The 22,136-nt window shown below is 65.8% G+C and carries 24 protein-coding genes; 13 read left to right on the top strand and 11 right to left on the bottom strand.

The features are described from left to right. Positions 1-52: 52 nt before the first annotated feature. A complete protein-coding gene (locus VHN57_RS00850) occupies positions 53-1,567 on the top strand; it encodes a S10 family peptidase (protein WP_423282346.1) in 1,515 nt (504 codons plus the stop codon). Positions 1,568-1,573: 6 nt separating this feature from the next. Here the strand turns inward: VHN57_RS00850 and VHN57_RS00845 are convergent, their stop codons facing one another. Both VHN57_RS00845 and VHN57_RS00840 read right to left on the bottom strand, forming a co-directional pair. Next, positions 1,574-1,882 carry a type II toxin-antitoxin system RelE/ParE family toxin gene (locus tag VHN57_RS00845; protein WP_423282344.1) on the bottom strand — a complete coding sequence of 103 codons (309 nt, stop codon included), beginning with the start codon at positions 1,880-1,882 and terminating at the stop codon, positions 1,574-1,576. Between the two features lies 1 nt (position 1,883). Continuing rightward, positions 1,884-2,129 carry a type II toxin-antitoxin system ParD family antitoxin gene (locus VHN57_RS00840; RefSeq protein ID WP_010337577.1) on the bottom strand — a complete coding sequence of 82 codons (246 nt, stop codon included), beginning with the start codon at positions 2,127-2,129 and terminating at the stop codon, positions 1,884-1,886. Positions 2,130-2,276: 147 nt separating this feature from the next. Here VHN57_RS00840 and VHN57_RS00835 point away from each other — a divergent pair, with 147 nt between their 5' ends. After that, complete coding sequence (locus VHN57_RS00835; RefSeq protein ID WP_278988241.1) at positions 2,277-3,653, top strand: amidohydrolase; 1,377 nt, start codon at positions 2,277-2,279, stop codon at positions 3,651-3,653. A gap of 2 nt (positions 3,654-3,655) precedes the next feature. Here the strand turns inward: VHN57_RS00835 and VHN57_RS00830 are convergent, their stop codons facing one another. The 3 genes from VHN57_RS00830 to bdcA form a co-directional block, all read right to left on the bottom strand. Next, entirely contained in the window at positions 3,656-4,636 is a 981-nt protein-coding gene (locus tag VHN57_RS00830; RefSeq protein ID WP_278988245.1) for a phosphatase PAP2 family protein, read from the bottom strand. 87 nt (positions 4,637-4,723) lie between these two features. Then, positions 4,724-5,914, bottom strand: a complete 1,191-nt coding sequence (gene chrA / locus VHN57_RS00825) for a chromate efflux transporter (RefSeq protein WP_278988238.1) — start codon at positions 5,912-5,914, stop codon at positions 4,724-4,726. Positions 5,915-6,086: 172 nt separating this feature from the next. Further along, on the bottom strand, positions 6,087-6,800 hold the full coding sequence (gene bdcA / locus VHN57_RS00820) for an SDR family oxidoreductase (protein WP_423282341.1): 714 nt from the start codon (positions 6,798-6,800) through the stop codon (positions 6,087-6,089). A 72-nt stretch (positions 6,801-6,872) separates the two neighbouring features. On the opposite strand from bdcA, the gene VHN57_RS00815 reads away from it, so the two are divergent. Continuing rightward, positions 6,873-7,466: a TetR/AcrR family transcriptional regulator gene (locus VHN57_RS00815; RefSeq protein ID WP_278986681.1), complete on the top strand. Its 594-nt coding sequence runs from the start codon at positions 6,873-6,875 to the stop codon at positions 7,464-7,466. Position 7,467: 1 nt separating this feature from the next. Here VHN57_RS00815 and VHN57_RS00810 read toward each other — a convergent pair whose 3' ends face one another. From VHN57_RS00810 to VHN57_RS00790, 5 genes are all read right to left on the bottom strand, one after another. Then, complete coding sequence (locus VHN57_RS00810) at positions 7,468-8,457, bottom strand: nucleotidyltransferase domain-containing protein (protein WP_278986682.1); 990 nt, start codon at positions 8,455-8,457, stop codon at positions 7,468-7,470. After that, positions 8,454-9,317: an HprK-related kinase A gene (locus VHN57_RS00805; RefSeq protein WP_278986684.1), complete on the bottom strand. Its 864-nt coding sequence runs from the start codon at positions 9,315-9,317 to the stop codon at positions 8,454-8,456. Before VHN57_RS00805 ends, VHN57_RS00810 begins: the two co-directional genes overlap by 4 nt. Beyond that, positions 9,314-9,598, bottom strand: coding sequence for an HPr-rel-A system PqqD family peptide chaperone (locus tag VHN57_RS00800; RefSeq protein ID WP_278986685.1), 285 nt, complete (start codon positions 9,596-9,598; stop codon positions 9,314-9,316). Before VHN57_RS00800 ends, VHN57_RS00805 begins: the two co-directional genes overlap by 4 nt. A gap of 66 nt (positions 9,599-9,664) precedes the next feature. After that, positions 9,665-10,843 (bottom strand): glycosyltransferase, encoded by a 1,179-nt coding sequence (locus VHN57_RS00795; RefSeq protein WP_278986686.1) that lies wholly within the window; start codon positions 10,841-10,843, stop codon positions 9,665-9,667. Positions 10,844-10,940: 97 nt separating this feature from the next. Continuing rightward, positions 10,941-11,381 carry a hypothetical protein gene (locus VHN57_RS00790; protein WP_278986688.1) on the bottom strand — a complete coding sequence of 147 codons (441 nt, stop codon included), beginning with the start codon at positions 11,379-11,381 and terminating at the stop codon, positions 10,941-10,943. Between the two features lie 99 nt (positions 11,382-11,480). On the opposite strand from VHN57_RS00790, the gene VHN57_RS00785 reads away from it, so the two are divergent. The 7 genes from VHN57_RS00785 to phoB all read left to right on the top strand — a co-directional run bounded on the left by VHN57_RS00785 (position 11,481) and on the right by phoB (position 18,882). Then, the gene (locus tag VHN57_RS00785) at positions 11,481-12,734 is read left to right on the top strand and encodes an ATP-binding protein (RefSeq protein ID WP_159365431.1); all 1,254 of its coding nucleotides are present in this window, start codon (positions 11,481-11,483) and stop codon (positions 12,732-12,734) included. A 143-nt stretch (positions 12,735-12,877) separates the two neighbouring features. After that, complete coding sequence (locus VHN57_RS00780) at positions 12,878-13,933, top strand: substrate-binding domain-containing protein (RefSeq protein ID WP_004210869.1); 1,056 nt, start codon at positions 12,878-12,880, stop codon at positions 13,931-13,933. Positions 13,934-13,940: 7 nt separating this feature from the next. Beyond that, a complete protein-coding gene (gene pstC / locus VHN57_RS00775; protein ID WP_004210867.1) occupies positions 13,941-15,335 on the top strand; it encodes a phosphate ABC transporter permease subunit PstC in 1,395 nt (464 codons plus the stop codon). Next, positions 15,335-16,579, top strand: a complete 1,245-nt coding sequence (pstA, locus tag VHN57_RS00770; RefSeq protein ID WP_010337565.1) for a phosphate ABC transporter permease PstA — start codon at positions 15,335-15,337, stop codon at positions 16,577-16,579. Before pstC ends, pstA begins: the two co-directional genes overlap by 1 nt. Positions 16,580-16,587: 8 nt before the next feature. Continuing rightward, positions 16,588-17,376: a phosphate ABC transporter ATP-binding protein PstB gene (gene pstB, locus VHN57_RS00765; protein ID WP_004210863.1), complete on the top strand. Its 789-nt coding sequence runs from the start codon at positions 16,588-16,590 to the stop codon at positions 17,374-17,376. Positions 17,377-17,484: 108 nt separating this feature from the next. Further along, complete coding sequence (gene phoU, locus VHN57_RS00760) at positions 17,485-18,180, top strand: phosphate signaling complex protein PhoU (RefSeq protein WP_004210862.1); 696 nt, start codon at positions 17,485-17,487, stop codon at positions 18,178-18,180. 3 nt (positions 18,181-18,183) lie between these two features. After that, positions 18,184-18,882 carry a phosphate regulon transcriptional regulator PhoB gene (gene phoB / locus VHN57_RS00755; RefSeq protein ID WP_004210860.1) on the top strand — a complete coding sequence of 233 codons (699 nt, stop codon included), beginning with the start codon at positions 18,184-18,186 and terminating at the stop codon, positions 18,880-18,882. A gap of 85 nt (positions 18,883-18,967) precedes the next feature. On the opposite strand, the gene def is transcribed toward phoB, so the two are convergent. Continuing rightward, positions 18,968-19,498 (bottom strand): peptide deformylase, encoded by a 531-nt coding sequence (gene def / locus VHN57_RS00750; RefSeq protein WP_004210855.1) that lies wholly within the window; start codon positions 19,496-19,498, stop codon positions 18,968-18,970. 99 nt (positions 19,499-19,597) lie between these two features. On the opposite strand from def, the gene VHN57_RS00745 reads away from it, so the two are divergent. The 3 genes from VHN57_RS00745 to VHN57_RS00735 all read left to right on the top strand — a co-directional run bounded on the left by VHN57_RS00745 (position 19,598) and on the right by VHN57_RS00735 (position 21,819). Further along, complete coding sequence (locus VHN57_RS00745; protein WP_278988471.1) at positions 19,598-20,188, top strand: TetR/AcrR family transcriptional regulator; 591 nt, start codon at positions 19,598-19,600, stop codon at positions 20,186-20,188. 108 nt (positions 20,189-20,296) lie between these two features. Next, positions 20,297-21,484, top strand: a complete 1,188-nt coding sequence (locus VHN57_RS00740) for an aromatic ring-hydroxylating oxygenase subunit alpha (RefSeq protein WP_278988470.1) — start codon at positions 20,297-20,299, stop codon at positions 21,482-21,484. Then, entirely contained in the window at positions 21,481-21,819 is a 339-nt protein-coding gene (locus VHN57_RS00735; protein ID WP_287430120.1) for a hypothetical protein, read from the top strand. Before VHN57_RS00740 ends, VHN57_RS00735 begins: the two co-directional genes overlap by 4 nt. The last annotated feature ends 317 nt before the right edge of the window (positions 21,820-22,136 follow it).

Genomic DNA, 22,136 nt, shown 5'->3' with positions numbered 1-22,136 from the left:
CGTCCCTCTCTCCGCTAGCCAGTGCGCCACAAAAGAAAGGGGAGCATCCTTAATGCGTTTGACGATTTCGCTGGCCGCGCTCGCGCTGGCCATCATGCCCATGGCCGTCCAGGCCCAGGACGGGGACAAGAAGAAGGACGAGGCACCGGCCGCCGAAGCTGGCGTGCCCGCCCCCAATGTCTCGGTCACCCATCATAAGGGCGTGTTCGGTGGCAAGGCGATCAGCTACACCGCGACCACCGGCGAAACCTATCTGAAGGACAAGGATGGCAAGCCGCTCGCGGCGATCTATGCCACTTCCTATGTCAAGGATGGCGGCGACAAGAAGCGCCCGATCACCTTCCTCTATAATGGTGGCCCCGGCTCGGGCTCGCTCTGGCTCCACATGGGCGCCTTCGGCCCCAAGCGCGTGGTGCTGCCCGATGCGCAGGATGACGGCGCCCCGCCCTATCCGCTGGTCGACAATGCCGAATCGCTGCTCGACGTCACCGATCTCGTCTTCATCGATCCGGTCGGCACCGGCTTCTCGCACGCCATCGGCAAGAAGGATCCCAAGGATTATTGGGGCGTCTCCGCCGACGCCAAGTCGATCGCCGACTATATCCGTCTGTGGCTCAATGAGAATGGCCGCTGGTCCTCGCCCAAGTTCATCGGCGGTGAAAGCTATGGCACCACCCGTTCGGTCGCGCTCATCAACGAGCTGGAAGGCAGCTATAATGACGTCGCGGTCAACGGCATCATCCTGATCTCGTCGATCCTCGACTTCGGCGCCTCGGCCGAGGTGCAGGGCAATGAAATGCCCTATATCCTCAACCTCCCCTCGATGGCGACGACCGCCTGGTATCACAAGAAGATGGGCAATCCGCCCGCGACCGTGGCCGAAGCCGCCCAGCAGGCCCGCGCCTTTGCCATCGGCCCCTATGCCGCCGCGCTGCTGAAGGGCAACCAGCTGTCGGACCAGGAACGCGCCAGCGTCCGCACCGAACTGGCCCGCCTCACCGGCCTGTCGGAGCAGTTTGTCGACCATGCCGAACTGCGCATTTCGCCCGGCCGTTTCTACAAGGAATTGCTGCGCGATCGCGGCGTTTCCATCGGCCGCCTCGACACCCGCTATACCGGCAAGGATTATGATGCGGCCGGCGAGGAGCCGGACAACGACCCCAGCTTCTACGCGATCGACGGCGCCTATACCGCCGCGATGAACAGCTATGCCCGCGACGAGCTGAAGTACAAGACCGAGCGTCAATATGTGACGATCGGCGGGGTCAGCGGCTGGGACTGGAAGCTGCAGGGGCAGCGCGGCCGCGACGGCGAAGTTTACGCCAGTGTTGCCCCTTATCTGAGCAAGGCGCTGCGCGAGAATAGCGGCCTCAAGGTGTTCGTCGGCCAGGGCTGGTATGATTTCGCCACGCCCTTCTTCGGCGCCGAATATGCGATGAGCCGCACCGGCTTCGATCCCGCGCGGATCCAGTATCATTATTATGATGCCGGCCACATGATGTATGTCCGCCCCGACGACCTGCGCAAGCTGAGCGCGGATATCCGGGCGTTCATCAACGCCCGCTAAGCGGCTCTATCGATCCGGCCCTTCCTCCAACGCCTGCCAGTCTTCCCGACCATGGCGGACGCGCAGGATGAGGGGCCGGCTATCCTCGACCAGATCATAAAGAATCAGGTGCGCCCGAAAGCGGCGCACCCGCACTGGCGGCATGATCTCGTCCCGCAATCGCACTGCAAAAGGATATTCGGCAATCAGGTCGAAAGCCGCCGCCAACCCGGCATGATAGAGATCGGCCTGCACCAGCCCAAACCGTTCTATCCCGTCGATGAAGATCGCTGCGATATCGTCCGACGCCGCGCGGGTCAGACGATAGCGCGCCATATTAGCGCTTCAACCCGGCCTGATGCAGCGCCCGCACGCGGATATCCTCCATCGTCTCGTCGCTGATCCCGCCCTGCCGCGCTTCATCGACAAGCATCTGCATATGGGCGACCTTCGCCAGCCGCTCCTGATCGCGCCGGATCAGGTCACGCACATAATCGCTCGCATTGCTGTAACGGCCGGTTGCCGTCTGTGCCTCGACCCAGTTCTTCATCGGATCGGGCAGAGAAATATTCATTGTCGCCATAGGTTGCTCCTGCCCTATCCTATCGCAAATTGGCAAAGATTGCCAATCATTCGAAGGCTTCACAGGCATGCCTCGCCATCGCAACAATCCCCTTTAACGCCCGTAAAATCCCCTTATGCTCCTGCCCAGCAAGGGAGATTCAATCATATGCGCCACGCGCTCACGGCCTTTCTGGCCGCTGTCAGCTTTTCGTCCATCGCCGTCGCCCAAACCCCGGCTGCGCCGCCGCCGGCTCAGCCGGCCATGGTCCAGCCTACCCCAACGCCGCAGAGCGAACTGCCCGGCCTGATCGCCAGGGACATGGAGGGGCTGATGACCCTCTATCGCGATCTGCACGCCAATCCCGAACTTTCGCTGCAGGAGGTGAACACTGCCGCCAAGCTGGCCAAGCGCCTGAAAGCGATGAAGTTCGACGTGACCGAGAAGGTCGGCGGCACCGGCGTCGTCGCGGTGATGAAGAACGGCTCCGGCCCCGTGCTGTTGATCCGCGCCGACATGGACGGCCTGCCGGTGGTCGAGCAGACCGGCCTCGATTTCGCGTCCAAGGTCCGCACCAAGACGCCCGAGGGGGTCGAGACCGGCGTGATGCACGCCTGCGGCCATGACACCCACATGACCGCCTTCATCGAGACCGCCAAGCTGCTGTCGTCCAGCAAGGACAAGTGGAAGGGCACGCTGGTGATGATCCTCCAGCCGGCCGAGGAAGTGGGCAAGGGCGCCCGCGACATGCTGGAGGACGGGCTCTACACCCGCTTCCCGCGCCCGACCCACGCCATCGCCTTCCATGACGCCGCCAATCTCCAGGCCGGCGTCGTCGGCTATACGCCGGGCTATGCCCTCGCCAATGTCGACAGCGTCGATATCGTGGTGAAGGGGCTGGGTGGCCATGGCGCCTATCCGCAGACGACCCGCGACCCGATCGTGCTGGGTTCGCGCATCGTCACCTCGCTGCAGACCCTGGTCAGCCGCGAACAGGATCCGCAGGATCCCGCCGTCGTCACCGTCGGCAGCTTCCAGGCCGGCGCCAAGCACAACATCATCCCCGACCAGGCGCTGCTGCTGCTGACCGTGCGCAGCTATTCGGACGAGACCCGCGCCAAGCTGATCAAGGGGATCGAGCGGATCGCCCGTGGCGAGGCGATTGCGGCGGGTGTGCCCGACGACAAGATGCCGGTCGTCAGCGTCAAGGACGAGTTCACCCCGTCCACCTACAATCCGCCCGAATTTGCCGAACAGATGGGCGCGCTGCTCAAGGGGCATTTCGCCGAGGGCCGCGTGGTCAAGACCCCGGCGGTGATGGGCGGCGAGGATTTCGGCCGCTTCTACCGCGCCGACAAGTCGATCAACAGCTTCATCTTCTGGGTCGGCGGCGTGCCGGCCGACAAGATGGCGGCGGCCGAGGCCGGCCAGATCACCCTGCCCTCGCTGCATAGTCCATTCTGGGCGCCGGAGGCCGACAAGGTGATCGCCACCGCCAGCGAGGCGATGACCGTCCTCGCCATGGATATCCTGAAGAAGGATTGAGCTTATGCGCTGGCCGCGCAGCGGCGCCGATGCATGTCCATCAGCGCCAGCGCGGTCAGCGCCACGCCCAGGCCCAGGATCATGTCGATCAGATAATGGGTGCCCTCGACCGGCGTCGACAGCAGCATCGCCGCATTGAGCACGACGATCGGCCAGCGCAGCGCCGCGATCCGCCACCCCGCCGCGATATACAGCACCGCCGCCGCCGTATGGAAGCTGGGCGCCGACACGATCCCGCGCAACTGCCCCAGATCGATGGCATGGACCGCATGCGTCCGCAGCGCCGGGATCAGCCCCTGCTGCCACAGCTCGCTTTCGGGCATGTAGTGGATCGGTTCGTGCCACAGATAAGAGAATGGCCCGACCGCCGGCATCAGGCTGAACAGGATCAGGGTGATGACCGCCGCCAGCCAGAAGGTGGCGATGAAACGCCAGGCCCGTTCCTGCTCGCCCGCCCGCGCCATGCACCATAGCAGTAGGGCCGGCGTCACATAGATGCTGCGATAGGCGGCCGTTTCCAGGAATTGGAGTGTCCGGTGCGACGCCGTCAGCCGATACCAATGGAGCCAGTCGAACCCCAGTGCTTCGTCGATGCGCTGCAAGGTCGCGTCGGCATAGCCATGGGTCAACGCCGCCACGGGATAGCTGGCCGCCGCGCCCATGACCGAGATCAGCGTGAACAGGCCGACATAGGTGGCAAATGGCGCCACCACCCCGGCATGGCGCCAGCCGCTGCGCGGCAGGCCGAAGCGCAGCGCCAGCAACAGCGCCGCCGCCGCGCCATAGGCGATGCTGCTCACCTGCCAGAAATCGATACGCAGGCCTGCCATGTCCAGCAGCAGGGCGAGCAGCAGCATGCTCACGCCCAGCGCCGTCAGGAAATGCCGCCGGATCGCCAATGGTCGCGTGACAATCGGCACCCGACGCGCCGTCTGCGCGGCAACAGGCTCAGCCAGGGGCCAGGAGGTTTCGATCGACGGCATCACGCATATGTCCGGGAAGAAAGGCGGAAAGGCCGCCCTTCCGCCTCCCGTGCTTAAGCTGCGATGAACCGTTGCATGGCGCCCCTGTCAGGGCTGCAGCAGCCAGCCCGCGCCACCGCCCAGCGCGATGATCGCCGGCATGCTCCAGCGCCCCTTGATCCGCCAGGCGCAGAGCGCGCCGACCAGCAGGATCAGGCCCGCCGCCCAGAGCCGGTCTGCCCGCATCGCCGCCGCCCAGCCCAGTTGCACCAGCGTTGCCGCGATCACCCCGACCACGGCCGCTGCGACCCCGGCCAGCAGATGGTGGAGCGCCGGATTTTCGACCAGCGCCTCCAGCCGCTCATAGAAGATCAGGGAAAAGGCGAAGGCTGGCAGGAACATGCCCGCCGTGATCGCCAGCGCGCCGCCCAGCCCTCCGGCCATATAGCCGGCAAAGGTCGCGAAGATGACCAGCGGCGCCGGCAATATCCCGGCCAGCGCCACCCCGTCGAGAAACAGTCCGTCCGACAGCCAGCCGCGCCCGACCGTATCGCCGCGCACATAGGGAATGGCGGTGTAGGCGCCGCCAAAGGTGAGCAGCCCACCCTTCAGCCCGGCGATGAACAACAGCAGCATGTCGGGCCGCGCTGCGCCAGCCACCGTCGGGATCGGCGCAACCGCCACTGTCCCCTTGTGCAGCAACAACGCCAGCATGACCGCCCCGACCAGCACTGCGCCGATGACCATGAGCCGGGCGCGAAAGGCATGGACCAGCCCCGCCGCCAGCAACGGGATCCAGAAGGGCGTGCCGAGCAAAGTCGCGGCAAAGGCACCGATCGCCAGCGCCCAAAGCAGCCGATCCTCCAGCACATGGCCGCCAATCCGCTGCACCGCGCGCGCGATGATCGCCAGCACCACCAACTGGATGCCGAACAGCACCGGCAGCGCCCAGCCCGCGCCGGCGATCCAGTCGCGATAGAGCCAGGCGGCGACCAGCATCAGCATCAGACCGGGCAGCATGAAGCCCAGCCCCGCCAGCACCCCGCCGATCCGCCCGCGCGCCATCATGCCCATATGGACGCATAGTTCATGGGCTTCAGGCCCCGGCAATATCTGCATCACTGCCAGCAAGCGGTTGAAGCGTGGCCCGGACAGCCAGCGTTCCTCCTCCACCAAGGTCTGACGCAGCATCGCGATCTGCGCGACCGGCCCGCCAAAGGCCAGGCAGCCAAAGCGCAGGAATTTCAGGAACAGCGGGAAAAGGCGGATCGGCGGCGGACCATCATCCAGTGTCGTCATCGTCATCGGCTCCTGCCGCAGGCGCGGCCTATGGAGCGGAACTTGGACGATCATCGCCTGAACGGGCGCCCGCACGGCCCGTTGGCGCTCATCATAGCATCGCGCGCCGCGAAGAAAAGAGGCGGCGCAACAGGATGGAGCGGCCTTTCAGCCGCCCCTCCCGAACGGACGATCAGGCGCCGAAACCGCCGTCGATCGTGTGCATGGCACCGGTGATGATGCCGGCTTCCGGTCCTGCCAGATAGGCGGCCAGCCCGGCAATTTCCTCGCCCGTGGCATGGCGCTTGATCGCCATGAAGCCGTGCATGGTGGCGCTCATCGGGCCATCGGCCGGGTTCATGTCGGTATTGGTCGGGCCGGGCTGGATGATGTTGACGGTGATGCCGCGCGCGCCGAAGTCGCGGGCCAGGCCACGGGCCATGCCCTGCAGCGCCGACTTGGTCAGGGCATAGGCCGCGCCGCCCTCGAACGGCATGCGGTCGCCATTGACCGAACCGATGACGATGATGCGGCCGCCAGCATTCATCTGCCGCGCCGCCTCGACCGCCGCATGATAGGGCGCACGGACATTGATATCGATCATCCGGTCGACCGCATCGGCGTCCAGCGTCAGCGGATCGCCCAGCACCAGCGTGCCGGCATTGACGACCAGCACGTCGAGCGCGCCCTCGCCCGCCACCACGTCGATCACCGCCTGGCGATCGGCCGCATCGGAGCGGATGGCACGGGCGCCGACATCGGCAGCAAGCGCGGTGGCAGCATCCTGCGACCCGGCATAGGTGAAGGCGACATCGGCGCCGTCATCGGCGAAGCGCCGCACGATCGCGGCACCGATACCCCGGCTGCCGCCGAGGACGAGGATTTTCTTGGCAGTGAAATCGGTCATGGGACAATTCCTTGCTAAATTTGTAATGATCGCTATATAAATTATCAATCGCGCCCGTCAAGGATTTTTGTAATGACCATTAAAGAAAAAGCCAAGAGCCGGGGCCGCCCGCGTTCCTTTGACGAGGACGCCGCCCTTTCTGCGGCGCAGGCGCTGTTTCATCACCATGGCTATGATGGTGTCGGTGTCGCCGCGCTGGCGCAGGCGATGGGGATCAATCCGCCCAGCCTCTATGCCGCTTTCGGTGACAAGGCGGCCCTGTTCGACCGGGTGCTGGCGCGCTACGCCCGCGATGCCCTGCCTGTGGACGAGATATTGGCGCCCGGCACGCCGCCGGCCGCCGCGCTTACCGAACTGCTGCGCACCGCCGCCCGCATCTATGCCGCCAACCCGGCCGCGCCGGGCTGCATGGTGCTGGAGGCAGCACGGGGCGCCGACGCCACCGCCGCCGCACAGGCGCGCTGCTGGAAGGACAGGAGCGTCGATCGGGTCCGGGACTATCTGACCCCCGGCCATCCCGAGCAGGCGCTGCCGGTCGCCGACTATATGGTGGCGGTAATGTCCGGCCTGTCGTCCGATGCCCGCGACGGCAAGCCGGTCGAGCGGCTGCTCGCGATCGCTGACATGGCCGGCCTCGCGCTGAAAGCGGCCCTGGCCCAACCCTGACCTATTGCGGCCGATGCCCCTTGCGCCATTTGGTGAACAGATGGCGCGCCAGCATCAGCGGCGGCATGCGCAGCCAGTGAGACCGCACGAAGAAGGCGAACACCAGCGCTTTACGCGTCTCCTGCCCCCAGCCATTGCGCGCCAGCAGCCGCGCCCGCACCAGCCGGTCCCACAGGGTCAGCCGCCCGCCCGCGCCATAGATCGCCGCCGCCAGTCGCTGCGCCTGCCGCACATGAGGAGCGATGCCGTGCCGCGCCGCCCGCACTTTCAGCGCCTCGGGATCGACATCAGCCAGCAGACAGTGAATGTCCCACAGGTTGCGCAGACCGCCCTGCAGGTCACCGTCGGCCAGCAGATGGGCGACAGCATGACAGACCCGGTCCTCAGCCGACAGCATATATAATCCATCGGTTATCAGGGCCGCATCCGCCATCATCGCGGCCGCATCCGGCGTAGGCCGCGCCGTCAGCGGCAGCACGGTATGATGCACGTCGATCATCCGGTCGCGCTCGGTGTGGATCATCGGCGGCAGCTCATGCATCCACTGCCGATAATAGGCGTCGTCATAGGGGTCTTCCTTGACCCATTCCCAGCCGGCCGCAATCAGCGCATCGGCCGCCGCATCGATCCGGTCGCGCGGCACCAATATGTCGAGGTCACCGATGAAGCGCCCCCGCCCCGCCGGCAGGCCCGCCGCCGCATAGGCAGTCCCCTTGAGCAGGATCACCGGCAGGCCGATCGGCGCCAGCGCCGCCCGCGCGCGGTCCGCCTCCCATATTGCCTGCCGCGCTTCCCGCGCCGCATCGGCCTTTGCATCCGTCAGGATCGGCCGCACCGCATCGGGCACGGCCTGCCCCTCCAGCCGGAAGGCGAGCGTGCCGATCAGCCGCTCCGCCCGCGCCATCGCGATCAGGCTGTTCCAGCCGGCCACGTCCAGCCGCGCCGCCGTCGCCGGATCGCGCAAGGCCCCGACCAGCAGCGCAGCGCTCATGCGATCTCGCTCCACAGCCGGTCGACCATGGCGATCGCCGCCTCGCCCGAGGGGAAGTCGATCGCCCGCGCCGGCACCTGCGCCACGAAGCGCGTCAGTGCGGCGAACGCCGGTTCGCCGAGCGCCACATAATTGGTCGATGCCTGGGTCAGGCGCATGAACACCTCCCCCTGCCCCACCGGCCGTTCCGCCGGCCCCGAACCGAAGCGGGGGAACAGCAACAGCGCCGGCATCCCGCCCTCGCCCATCCGCGCCACAGCATCGGCGCGCGGCACCATATGGCGAATGTCGCCCTTGGCCGTCGCGCCCAGCAGCGGCCCCATGCGCGCCGCCGGCACCTCGCCCGCGATCACGTCGATCGCCTTGTTCTTGAGCGACACCAGCCGGGGAAAGGGCAATATCGCCCCGCTGTCGAGATCGAGCAGCGCAAACTCGTCCCCCATCAGACGCCAGCCGCGCTCGCCCAGTTGCGCCGCCAGCGTCGACTTGCCCGATCCGGACTCGCCAGTCATCACCAACACCCGCCCGTCCTTCTCGACGCTCGACGCATGGAGCAGCAGATGCCGGCGCCAGCCCAGCGCCATCTGCAGGTTCATCCCCATTTCCGCTGCCAGCAGCCCATGCGCCAGGCTCATCGGCGCCGCGTCGGCCAGGCCATGGTCGCCGGTGATGAAGATGGACGGCCGCACCCAGCGCCGGACAGCGCTGGTCGGCTGCAACCGCACGGTGAAATCGGCGATCGCGCCATCGACGTCGGGATAATCGGCGTAAAGGCGCTTCAACTGGTCGATCGGCTGCGCCCAGGCGGAACCGATGCGGAAGGTCGCCGGGCCGATGCGCAGGGTCAGGCTGTGCCTCATGCCGGCCGCACCAGTCCGATCCGGTTGAGATAGGCGAGATGCTGGCCGATCTCGCCCACCACATCGCCCTCGCCCAGATCATAGAGCAGGGCCAGCCGATCGCGCAGCATCGTCGCGCTCGCCGGCAGGCCGTCGGCCATGGCGTCCAATATCTCGGGCACCGGGCTGATCACCATATGGGTCTGGCCCGACGGGCGATGATAGAGCAGGACGATATCATCCAGCGGCCGGACGATGATCGCCTCCGCCCCTTCACGACGATAAACTTCTTCCCTGACCACGCGTCCGGCACCTCCATGGCTCCCCTCTTGCCCTAAAGCCAAAAGGGTAGCCAAGTGCCTAACGCATCAGGGAAAGGCCTGCAGCGCCACGCCGACCGGAAGCTCCCGCGCGCCGACCGTCATCAGCGCGCGCATATAGGTGTCGAGCGCCCGGTCCAGCCCATGTTCGCGCACCGCCTGCGCCAGTTGCTCGGGCGGCGCGGGATGGGCCAGCGCCCACTCGATCGCACGGGCAAAGCGATCGACATGGCCGACCGGCACCGGCGGATGCTGGCCGGCGGCGGCCAGCAGCGGATGGATATTGCGGGTGCAATCGGTCGCCACCACGCCCGCGCCACAGCCCAGCGCCTCGATCATCGTGCCGGCCAGCCCTTCCCAGCAGGACGGCTGCAACAGCAGGTCCGCCTCGGCAAACAGGCTGGCCATGCGGTGCGGACAATCGACGAAGCCCAGAAACTCGACCCGGTCCGACAGGCCCAGCCGCGCGCATTGCGCTTCCAACTGCGCGCGCAGCGGTCCCTGCCCGACGATGCGCAGCCGCCAGTCGCGGCCCCGCAATTGCGCCAGCGCGGCAAGCGCGGTCGCCTGGTCCTTCTGCGGCGCCAGCCGCCCGACCATCAGCAATTGCGCCGGGCGCTGCGGGCAACAGGCGGTGCCGCGATCGTTGCAGGCCTGTTCCATCAGCCGGGTGACGGTGGGACGCGGCATCAGCCGCACGTCGCGACCGCCCAACGGCCCTTCCTCGGCCAGCAAATGCCGGTCGGTCTCGCCCATGACGATGGTCATGCTGCAGGCCCTGGCAATCGCGCGAAACCGGGTCTTGCGCGCCCAGGCGGACAGGCCCTGCTGCCCCGGCCGGACGATCGGGTTGGAAATGCGGCCAACCGCACGGGTCTGGGTGCCCAGCGTCGCGGCGGCGACCAGCATGTTGCTCTGGTTGCCGGCCGAATAGACGACATCGGGCCGATGGCGCCGCACCATCGCGGCCAGCGGCAGGAATTGCGCGATCATCGACAGCCGCCGGACCCAGCGCGGCGCACAGACACGGCGAACCGTCAGCGCCGGGTCGATCATCCCGGCCAGCGGCCCGTCCAGATGCGCCAGCCATAATTCGACCCGCAGGCCGCGCCGATGGAGATGGTTGGCAAGCTGGATCGCGACCCGGTCGAGCCCCCCGTCACCGGGGCGATAGAGATAGACGACCGCGAATGGAGATTGTGCCGCCACCTGGCGTGCATGGAACATGGTGTCGCCCTTGCGCTCGACGGAACTGTCGATGCTTCGACGCCGTCAACGCGGGCGACCCGTAATCGGTTCTTTCAGTTCAACGCAGCTTTGGGGCTTAGCGTGGCATTTGCAGCGATGCGAAACAGGTGAAGCCGCTCTGTCCCGACTGCAACCGACGGATATAATTCAGATAGGCCTGATTCTGCTCATAGCTGGTGCCCGGCAGCGGCCGGCCGCGCAGCGCCTGCTTGACCTGCTCGCCGGTATAGGTGCGCCCCGTCGCCGGATAGGCACCCGGCGTTCCCGCCGGCACCATCTGGCCATTGGGCGCGATATAATTGCCCGACCGCGACGGATCAGGCACGGGGATGGTGCAGTTGAGAACAGACGCCGCCGTATTGGCCAGCGCCGGGCGGATCGACACGATCGCCGATGCCGCAACCGCGCCGCCCATCAGCAACTGGCGCCGCGAAGGGACGGCCAGATCGGGCGCTACGGCTTCGTTCGCCGCCTTTTCAGGCTCCACGCTTTCCGGTCCGGGGATGGGCTCGCTCATGTCACAATGTTCCGCTATCGCGCTTGCCAAAGCGTAAATATTGGGCGCTATTCTCTGTAGCCATCGCAGCAAATGCGCGCAAAATCCAGCACGGTAACCATGAATCGACTGACAATTTCTCAGATTACGGCCTCGCTGGCCGTGCTTTTACTCGGCACCGGTGGCGCGCTGATTCTCGGCGGATCGCCGCTCGCCATCGCCCTGCCGGTGCTCGCCGGCCTGATCGTGCTGGTCATCACGGCCGAAGGCGTGCCGGTCGGCCGCGACGTGCCGACGATCGCGCTCGATGCGCCCGACCTGTTCGCCCATCCCGATTTTCCCGGCCTGCTGGAAGCCATTTCCGATCCGCTGATGCTGGTCGAGCGGGGCCGCATCGTCCATGCCAACCAGGCCGCCAAACGCCTGCTCGGCAGCCATATCGAGGGGGAGGATGCGCGCATCGCGATCCGCCACCCCGCCGCCGCCGAGCGACTGGCCAGCGTTGCCCCACTCGCCGAACCGGTGATGATCGAACTGGTGGGCCTGGGCACGCGCGAACAGCGCTGGCAGATGCGCATCGCGTCGGTCGGGGCGGTCGGCGACATGCGCCGCCTCGTCCATCTGGTCGACCATAGCGGCACCTATGCGGCCGAGCGGATGCGCGTCGATTTCGTCGCCAATGCCAGCCATGAACTGCGCACCCCGCTGGCCGGCATATTGGGCTTCATCGAGACGCTGGCCGACCCGGAACTGGGCAAGGATGTCGAAACCCGCAAGCGCTTCCTCAAGATCATGGACGGCGAAGCGCGCCGGATGCAGCGGCTGATCGACGATCTCATCTCATTGAGCCGGATCGAGGCGGAGAAATATCGCCTGCCCGAAGCCGCGGTCGACCTGTCGGAACTGACCGCCGAAGTGGTCGGCGTGTTCCGCACCAGCAATGGCGATCGCGGCCGTGAGGTGGAGATGGAGATCACCCCCGGTCTGCCCGCGATCCAGGGCGACCGCGCCCAATTGTCGCAGCTCATCCACAACCTCGTCGGCAATTCGGTCAAATATGGCCGGCCGGGCACGCCGATCCATGTCACCCTGGGCGAAGGGCCCAGCGGCATGGTGCGCCTGTCGGTCGCGGACGAAGGCGAAGGCATCGGCCCCGATCACCTCCCTCGCCTGACCGAACGATTCTATCGCGTCGATTCGGGCCGCAGCCGGGCGATGGGCGGCACGGGTCTGGGCCTGGCCATCGTCAAACATATTGTCGAACGGCATCGTGGCCGGCTGGATATTTCCAGCGTCCTTGGAAAAGGCACCAATGTCAGCATCTTGCTGCCCGGCGCCCCGGCCGACGACACCGCGACCAAGACCAGGGCGTAAGAAAATTTCACTCCGAAGACGCGATCCGGCCCCTGTGTCATGAAAATGCAATCTGACTGTCACAAAGGCGCGATGGTCCGCGGCTAGGCGCCTCCCTGAGGGGCGCGACATTGCGAATCGCGGCCTGTTAGTTGGAGGTTTCCGTGAAGCAATTCGCCCTTTTCGCCGCGACCGCTGTGGCCGCTCTTTCGCTTGCCGGCTGCGGCGACCAGTCGGGCGGCGGCGCTGGCGCGACCCGTGACCAGATCCGCGCGGTCGGTTCCTCCACCGTCTATCCCTTCGCCACTGCGGTCGCCGAACTGTTCGTGCAGGGCAATCCCGGCATGAAGTCGCCGATCATCGAATCGACCGGCACCGGCGGCGGCATGAAGCTGTTCTGCGCCGGCGTCGGCGCCCAGCATCCCGACATTGCCGACGCCTCGCGCCGCATGAAGAAGGCCGAGTTCGATCAGTGCCAGAGCAATGGCGTGAAGGACATCATCGAGATTCAGGTCGGCGTCGACGGCCTTGCCTTCGCCGAGAGCAAGCAGGGCCCCGGCCTCAAGCTCACCCCCAAGATCGTCTATGAGGCGCTGGCCGCCAATCCCTATGGCAAGGGCCCGAACAAGGCCCAGACCTGGAAGGATGTCGACCCCAGCCTGCCCGCCATCGCCATCTCGGTGTTCGGTCCGCCCTCGACCAGCGGCACCCGCGACTCGCTCGCCGAACTGATCCTGACCAAGGGTTGCGAGACCGACCCGGCGATGGAAGAACTCAAGAAGAAGAGCGAGGACGAGTTCAAGGCCACCTGCACCCGCGTGCGCGAGGATGGCAAATATGTGGACTCGGGCGAGAATGACAATCTGATCGTCCAGAAGCTGGGCGCCAACCCGAACGCCGTCGGCGTCTTTGGCTACAGCTTCCTGGAAGAGAATAAGGACACGCTGAAGGACGTGCCGATCAACGGCATCGAAGCCAGCTACGAGACCGTCTCGACCGGCCAATATCCCGGCGCCCGCCCGCTCTACATCTATGTGAAGAAGGCGCATATGCAGGCAATCCGTGGCCTGCAGGGCTTCCTCGATACCTTCGCCGCCAACTGGAACCCCGACGGCGCGCTGACCAAGCGCGGCATGGTCGCGGCGCCGGAAGACGTGCGCAAGAAGAGCGCGGAAATCGTCAAGTCGCTCAGCGTCCTCGACGGTTCGCAGCTGAAGTAAGGGCATCATGACCGGTCCTGCAATCCTCCTGCTGCTGGCGGGCCTGGGCGCGATCGCCTGGGTCAGCGCCCGCGCCCGTGCGCTGCGCCTTGCCGGCGTGGCGCGCGCCAGCGGCCGCCGCGACGCGGTACACAGCCTGCCCGGCTATCATGGCTGGTATGTCGCGCTGTGGACGCTAATCCCGGCCGGCATCTTCCTGGCGGTCTGGGCCAATGTCTCGCCCGGCCTCGTCACCCAGTCGGTCCTGGCCGATCCGGCGGCGCAGAGCCTGCCGATGGACGGCTTCTCCCGCTCCGCCATCCTGGGCGAGGCACGGGCGATCGCCACCGGTGCGCAGGCCGGCGCCTTCAACCCGGCCGCCAATGCGCTGGTCGAACCCTATCGCACCGCGCTCAGCCATTATGGCATTGCCGGCGCGGTGCTGGCGCTGGTGCTCGCCTTTGCCGGCGGCGCCTATGCCTTCACCCGCGTCCGTCCGGACTTCCGCGCTCGCACACGGGTCGAGCGACTGGTCATGGCGACGCTGCTGATCGCCTCGCTGATCGCGATCATCACCACGCTCGGCATCGTCGCCTCGCTCTTGTGGGAAAGCTTCCGCTTCTTCTCCATGGTGAACCCGATCGACTTCCTGTTCGGCACCAAATGGAGCCCGCAGTCGGCCGCCATGGGCTATGGCAATGAGGATGCGTTCGGCGCGGTGCCGCTCTTCTGGGGCACGATCTTCATCGGCGCGATCATCGCCATGATCGTCGCCATCCCGCTCGGCCTGATGAGCGCCATCTATCTCACCCAATATGCCAGCCCCACGGTGCGCAAATGGATGAAGCCGACGCTGGAGATGCTCGCGGGCGTGCCCACGGTCGTCTATGGCTATTTCGCCGCGCTCACCATTGCGCCGGCCCTGCGCGACTTTGCGGTGATGATCGGCATCCATGGCGCCTCTTCGGAAAGCGCGCTGGCCGCCGGCCTCGTCATGGGCGTGATGATCATCCCGTTCGTCTCCTCCATGGCCGATGACAGCATCGCCGCCGTGCCGCAGTCGATGCGCGACGGCAGCCTGGCGATGGGCGCCACCACCAGCGAGACGATCAGCCGCGTGCTGATCCCCGCCGCCCTGCCCGGTGTCGTCGGCGGCGTGCTGCTCGCCGTCAGCCGCGCCATCGGCGAGACGATGATCGTGGTGATGGCGGCTGGCCTGGCTGCCAACCTCACCCTCAACCCCTTTGCCAGCGTGACCACGGTGACGACCCAGATCGTCCAGTTGCTGACCGGCGACCAGGAATTTGACAGCGCCAAGACGCTTGCCGCCTTCGCGCTCGGCCTGGTGCTGTTCATCGTCACCCTGCTGCTCAACATCGTGGCCCTGCGGGTCGTGAAGAAATATCGCGAGGCTTACGAATAATGAGCGCCGAACGCCTCCCCACCGACTGGAAGTCGGACGCCATGCGCAAGCGGATCGCCCGGCGCTATGCCGCCGAGCGCCGCTTCAAGGCCGCCGGCATGGCCGCCGTGCTGCTCAGCGCCGCCTTCCTTGCCTTCCTGCTCTTCACCATGGTCGGCAATGGCATGCGCGGTTTCACCCGCACGGAAATCGCCCTAAAGGTCGATTTCCCGGCCTCGCCGCTGCTGCTCGATCCGGCCAACATCACCGATGAAGCGCTGGCCAACGCCAATCTGCCGATGGTGACAAGCACCGTCGCGCAAAAGGCATTGGGCAAGGATGCCGACGCGATGATCTCGCCGAGCGCCTGGATTGCCATCCGCGACGCGATCAAGGCCGATCCCAAAATCCTCGCCCGCACCGAAACGATCGACGTGCCCGCCGCGACCGCGATCGACCTCGCCGCCAAGAGCAAGGGATCGCCCGAGGCCGAGGCGCAGGTCGCGCGCCTGCGTCAGGCCGGCCTGCTCGCCACCGGTATCAACTGGGGCTTCCTGACCGCCAGCGACGGCACCGATCCGACCCAGGTCGGCATCTGGGGCGCGTTCAAGGGGTCGCTGCTGACCATGTTGGTGACGCTGGTGCTCAGCTTCCCGATCGGCGTCGCCACGGCGCTCTATCTGGAGGAATATGCCCGCAAGAGCTGGTGGACCGACATCATCGAAGTGTCGATCAACAATCTCGCGGCCGTGCCCTCGATCATCTTCGGCCTGCTCGGCCTGTCGATCTTCCTCAACCTGCTGCACCTGCCCCGCTCGGCCGCGCTGGTCGGCGGCATGACCCTGGCGCTGATGACCATGCCGGTCATCGTCATCGCCGGCCGCAATGCGATCAAGTCGGTGCCGCCCAGCATCCGCGACGCCGCGCTCGGCATCGGCGCCTCGCCGGTCCAGGTCGTGTTCCAGCATGTGCTGCCGCTGGCCCTGCCCGGCATCCTGACCGGCACGATCATCGGCATGGCCCGCGCGCTCGGCGAAACCGCGCCATTGCTGATGATCGGCATGCGTGCCTTCATCGCCACGCCGCCCGGCGGCATCGTCGATCCGGCCACCGTGCTGCCGGTGCAGATCTTCCTCTGGTCCGATGAAGTCTCCAAGGGCTTCGTCGAAAAGACCTCGGCCGCGATCATCGTCCTGCTGGCTTTCCTGCTCGCGATGAACGGCCTCGCCATCTACCTGCGCAACAAGTTTGAAAAACGGTGGTAATCACACCCATGACCGAAGAACAGCAAAGCCTGGCCGTGGCCAATCCGAAGATGACGGCACGTGACGTCAAGGTCTTCTATGGCGAGAAACAGGCGATCAAGGGCGTGTCGATCGATGTCGACATGGACCATGTCACCGCCTTCATCGGCCCGTCGGGCTGCGGCAAGTCGACCTTCCTGCGGACCCTCAATCGCATGAACGACACCGTCGCCTCGGCGCGGGTCGAAGGCACGATCACGCTCGACGGCGAAGATATCTACGCCCCCTCGATGGACGTGGTGCAACTGCGCGCGCGGGTCGGCATGGTGTTCCAGAAGCCCAATCCCTTCCCCAAGTCGATCTACGAGAATATCGCCTATGGCCCCCGCATCCACGGCCTGGCCGCGGGCAAGGCTGACATGGACGTGATCGTCGAAAAGTCGCTGCGTCGCGCCGGCCTATGGGACGAGGTCAAGGATCGCCTCAATGACAGCGGCACCGCCCTGTCGGGTGGTCAGCAGCAACGTCTGTGCATCGGCCGCGCCATTGCGGTCGAACCCGAAGTCATCCTGATGGACGAACCCTGCTCGGCGCTCGACCCGATCGCCACCGCCAAGATCGAGGAACTGATCCACGAACTGCGCGGCCGCTATGGCATCGTCATCGTCACCCACAATATGCAGCAGGCCGCGCGCGTGTCGCAGCGCACCGCCTTCTTCCACCTGGGCGAACTGGTCGAATATGGCGTGACGAGCGACATCTTCACCAACCCGCGCCAGGAGCGGACCAAGGACTATATCACCGGTCGCTACGGCTGATCCCGCGCGCTTTCGAGCCAGATGCTTGCATCTGGCGGCTTGGAAAGCGCGCCACTTGAGATTCCGGCATCGATCCCTGCAGGATCGATGCCTGCGGAGAGAAGAAACATGGCTGAACATACGATCAAGGCATTTGACGAGGAAATCGACCGGCTGCGTGGCCTGATCGCCGAAATGGGCGGTCGCGCCGAAGCGGCGATCGAGAATGCGATGCTGGCGCTCCAGCGCCAGGACCAGCGTCTCGCCGCCGAAGTCGTCGCCGACGACAAGCGCATCGACGCGCTGGAAGCGGAAGTCGAGAAGCTGGTGGTGCAGATCATCGCCCTGCGCGCGCCCATGGCCAACGACCTGCGCGACGTGATCGCCGCACTGAAGATCGTCAGCGTGGTCGAACGGATCGGCGACTATGCCAAGAATATCGCCAAGCGCGTGCCGCTGATCGCCGCCAACCAGCATAAGCTGGAACCGGTGTCGCTGCTGCCCTCCATGGGCCAGGTCGCGGCCGAGATGGTGCATGACGTGCTCAACGCCTTCGCCGCGCGCGACGCCGAACTGGCGCTGGCGGTGGTGGAGCGCGACCAGGTGGTCGACGATTTCTACGACAGCGTGTTCCGCACGCTGGTGACCTACATGGTCGAAAATCCCAAGACGATCAGCGAGTGCGCGCACCTGCTGTTCATCGCCAAGAATATCGAACGCATCGGCGACCATGCGACCAATGTCGCGGAAATGGTCTATTATGCCGCAACGGGCCAGACCCTGCCCGAACGCGAACGCGGCGGCACCCAGCAGCAGGAGAATTGAGGCATGGCGCGGGCGAAGATGCTGTTGGTGGAGGATGACGCGGCGCTCGCCGAACTGCTCATCTGGCATTTCAAGCGTGAGGATTTCGAGGTCGCCCATACCGTCGATGGCGAGGAAGCGCTGCTGATGGCGCAGGAAAACACGCCCGATATCGTCCTGCTCGACTGGATGGTCGAAAGCCTGTCGGGGATCGAGGTCTGCCGTCGCCTCCGCCGCATGAACGGCACCGCCAATGTGCCGATCATCATGCTGACCGCGCGCGGCGAGGAAGAGGATCGCGTCCGCGGCCTGGAAACCGGCGCCGACGATTATGTCACCAAGCCCTTCTCGCCCCGCGAGCTCGTCGCCCGCGTCGGCGCGGTGCTGCGCCGCGTGCGTCCGGCACTGGCCGGCGAGACGCTGACCTTCGCCGATGTCGAGATGGACACGGTCGGCCACAAGGTCCGTCGCGGCGGCCAGGTCATCCCGCTCGGCCCCACCGAATTCCGCCTGCTCAAGCATTTCCTGGAGCATCCCGGCTGGGTCTTTTCGCGCGAACGTCTGCTCGACAGCGTCTGGGGCCAGGACAGCGACATCGAACTGCGCACCGTCGACGTTCATATCCGCCGCCTGCGCAAGGCGATCAATGTCGACGGCCGCCACGACATCATCCGCACCGTCCGCTCGGCCGGCTATGCGCTGGACACCGACGGCCTGAACTGATCGTCGCCCCGCACATGCGGACAAGAAAAAACCTCCCCGGCAAGATGTGCCGGGGAGGTTTTTCTATTTCGGCAATGAGCCGCGATCAGGCCGCGCGGCGGGCCTTGTTCAGCTTCTTGAGCAGCATGTCGCGCTTCAGGCGCGACAGATGGTCGATGAACAGCACGCCTTCGAGATGGTCCATCTCATGCTGCAGGCAGGTGGCGAGCAGCCCTTCCAGCTGCTCCTCATGGATGCGGCCGTCGCGGTCCATCCAGCTCGCGCGGATCACCGCCGGGCGCTCCACCTCGGCAAACTGGTCGGGCACCGACAGACAGCCTTCATTATAGACCGACTGCTCGTCCGATTCCTTCAGGATTTCCGGATTGATGAACACCATCGGCTTCTTGACCGGCGGCGCGCCTTCCTCATCCGATTCCGGTTCCTGCAGATCCATCACCAGGATGCGCTTGGGCACGCCCACCTGGATCGCGGCCAGGCCGATGCCCGGCGCGTCATACATGGTTTCGAACATGTCGTCTATCAGACGCTGCAGATCGTCGTCGATCGCCTCTACGGGGGTCGATATGGTACGCAGGCGCGGATCGGGCGCCTCAAGGATCGGAAGAATGGCCATGGCGAAAACATAGGCGGAACGGGGGAAAATTTCAAGCGACACGGGCGCTGGCCCACGCGCCGCTTGCCGCCCCGCCCGGCGGGGTCTAGGCGAAGGGGCGTGACCAACGAAACCGCACAGCAGCGCCGCTACAAATCCTTCGAGGATACCCACCAGATGCTGATCGAACTGGCGGTCGGGCTGATCGCCGATCGCGGCATCGATGCGCTGTCCCTGTCCGCCCTCGCCCGCGCCGCCGGGGTCAACCGCACCACCATCTATTATCATTTCACCGATCGTGACGCGCTGGTCGCGGCGGTGAAGCTCTGGTCCTCGCAGCAGATCGTCGCCGCCTTCCGCCCGGAACTGCCGCGCCAGGCGCGGATCGACTATGTCACCCGCTTCGTGCTCGACAATCCCGCCATCATGTCGCTGTGGATCGAGGATTTCATCGCGCCCGGCGACATCCGCGCCAGCTATCCGCATTGGGACGCCCTGGTATCGGGCATCGGCACCAGCCTTGCCGCCGCCTTCCCCGACGAGCCGATCGACGCCGAAGTCTATTGCGTGATGCTGCTCACCAGCGCGCTGATCGGCCCGCGCGTCTTTCGCCATCGCGTCGCCCCCGATCTCGACACCGAAGCCACCATCGCCCGCTTCCGCCAGGAACAGCAGCGAGTGTTGCGCCGGGATGGCATCGCCGACGACTGACAACATTTACAACAATAGTGTTGCAAATTCAGGTTGACCCGCTCATGCTGTCGAAAAGACAGACAGCGGAGAGCGATGATGCACGGCGAACGGCCCGGCTTTCAGGGCATGAGCGACGACAGTCTGGCCTGGCTCGGCACCGCGCCGATCCCCGCCGCCCCCTATCATGATCCGGCCTGGTTCGAGCTGGAACGGGAAGCGGTGTTCCGCCGCTCCTGGTTGCAGATCGGCCATGTCTGCGAACTGCCCGACAGCGGCAGCTTCATCCGCCGCGAGATCGAGGCACTCAATGTGTCGCTGCTGATCGTGCGCGGCCGCGAGGGCGAGATTCGCGCCTTCCACAATGTCTGCACCCATCGCGGCACCCAGCTGGTCGAGGAGGAAAGCGGCAGGCGCGGCACCTTCTCCTGCCCCTATCATCGCTGGTCGTTCGGCACCGATGGCGCGCTGCTCGCCGCCCCCGATTTCGATCGTTTCTTCGTCGACAAGGCCGACTGCGCCCTGCCCCGCGTCGCGCTCGACATCTGCGGCGGGCTGATCTTCGTCCATCTCGGCACGCCGGACAAAGGCCTACGCGACGATCTTGGCCCCTATGCGACCATGCTCGACGGCTTCCCGGCGGCACAGGCCACCACCTTTTCCGAATATGTCTATGAGATCGACGCCAACTGGAAGCTGACCTACGACAATTTCCAGGAAAATTACCATCTCCGCTTCATCCATCCCCGCTCGGGCGCACCCGCCGTGGGCGAGGACAACCCGTTCGGCTATCCGGTGAAGATGGGCTTTCACGGCCCCCACCGCACCCAGACGATCTGGACCAATCCCGATCCCGCGCCCAAACCGGTGCAGGCGCAATCCTTCGGCCGCGCTGCCCGCTTCGCCATGGCCGACGGCACCGCCGGCCCGCATAGCCGCGACTATCTCGCGCTCTTTCCCAATTTCTTCATCCTGGGCTCGCCGGCCCAGCCCTTCTCTCACACCGTCTGGCCGATCGACGCCCGCCGCTCGCGCGGCGTGATCCGCCTCTACTGGAAGGGCGAGGATGACTGCGCCAGCCGCCGCTATGCCCGCGAATATGCGATGGCCAGCGCCCGCGACATCCATGCCGAGGATCGCGACGTGATCGAGGCGGGCCAGCGCGGCCTCAACAGCGGCGCGCTCAAACATATCCATTTCCAGGCGCAGGAGGCGCTTTGCCGCCACCTCTTCACCGCCGTCGACGACCGGGTCCAGGCCTATCGAGCAGAACGGGCTAGCGCTACGCCCCCTCTGCGGGCGGAGGCAATGGCATGACCACGCTCCTCCCCACTGGTTTCGAGGCGCTCGCCCCCTTCGCAGATCATTGGGCGGTCAGCGGCTCAATCGCCCGTGCCGCCCGCCGCGGCGACGCCGACCCCACCCATCGCGCCGCTTTCTTCGCCGCCGCAGCCCCCCTGCTCGACGCCGCCCTCGCCCATCTCGACCGCTACCCGATCGACGCCCTGCCGCCGGCCGAGCAAAGGCTGATGGACATGATGCTGACCCTCGCCCATGTCTCGCTGACCGAAGAGATATTGTGCGACCAGGAGCCCGCCCACGCCCGCCAGCGCCAGCATATGCGCATTACCCGGACCCCGGCAGGCGCCTGAGAGACGCAGGCCGCCCCGTCATCCAAGCGCAGCAAAGCAATGACGGGGATCGGATTTTGACCGCTGACGACCATTCTTTGTCATTCCGTAGGCCTTGTAGTACCCACGAAGGCTCAATTTATGCGGGCTTGCGGGTGTAGATTAGCTCTCCGCCTATCAGGTCCGCAACCGTGCCGACCTCAGCAGAGTAAAAGGAATATTTTCCTCCATCACTCAGCAAGCCTATACCTCCAATGTCTGCATAGTGATCCCATTGAGTAGCCCCTAGTTTTCTAGGTTGCGTTGACAAAAGAGATTCCCAAGCCGGTGAAGTTTTG

This window comes from Sphingobium salicis subsp. salicis, assembly GCF_049472635.1.
Lineage (GTDB): Bacteria > Pseudomonadota > Alphaproteobacteria > Sphingomonadales > Sphingomonadaceae > Sphingobium > Sphingobium yanoikuyae_A.
The sequence above is the reverse complement of the archived record's forward strand: the minus strand, read 5'-3'. Positions and strand labels throughout refer to the sequence as shown.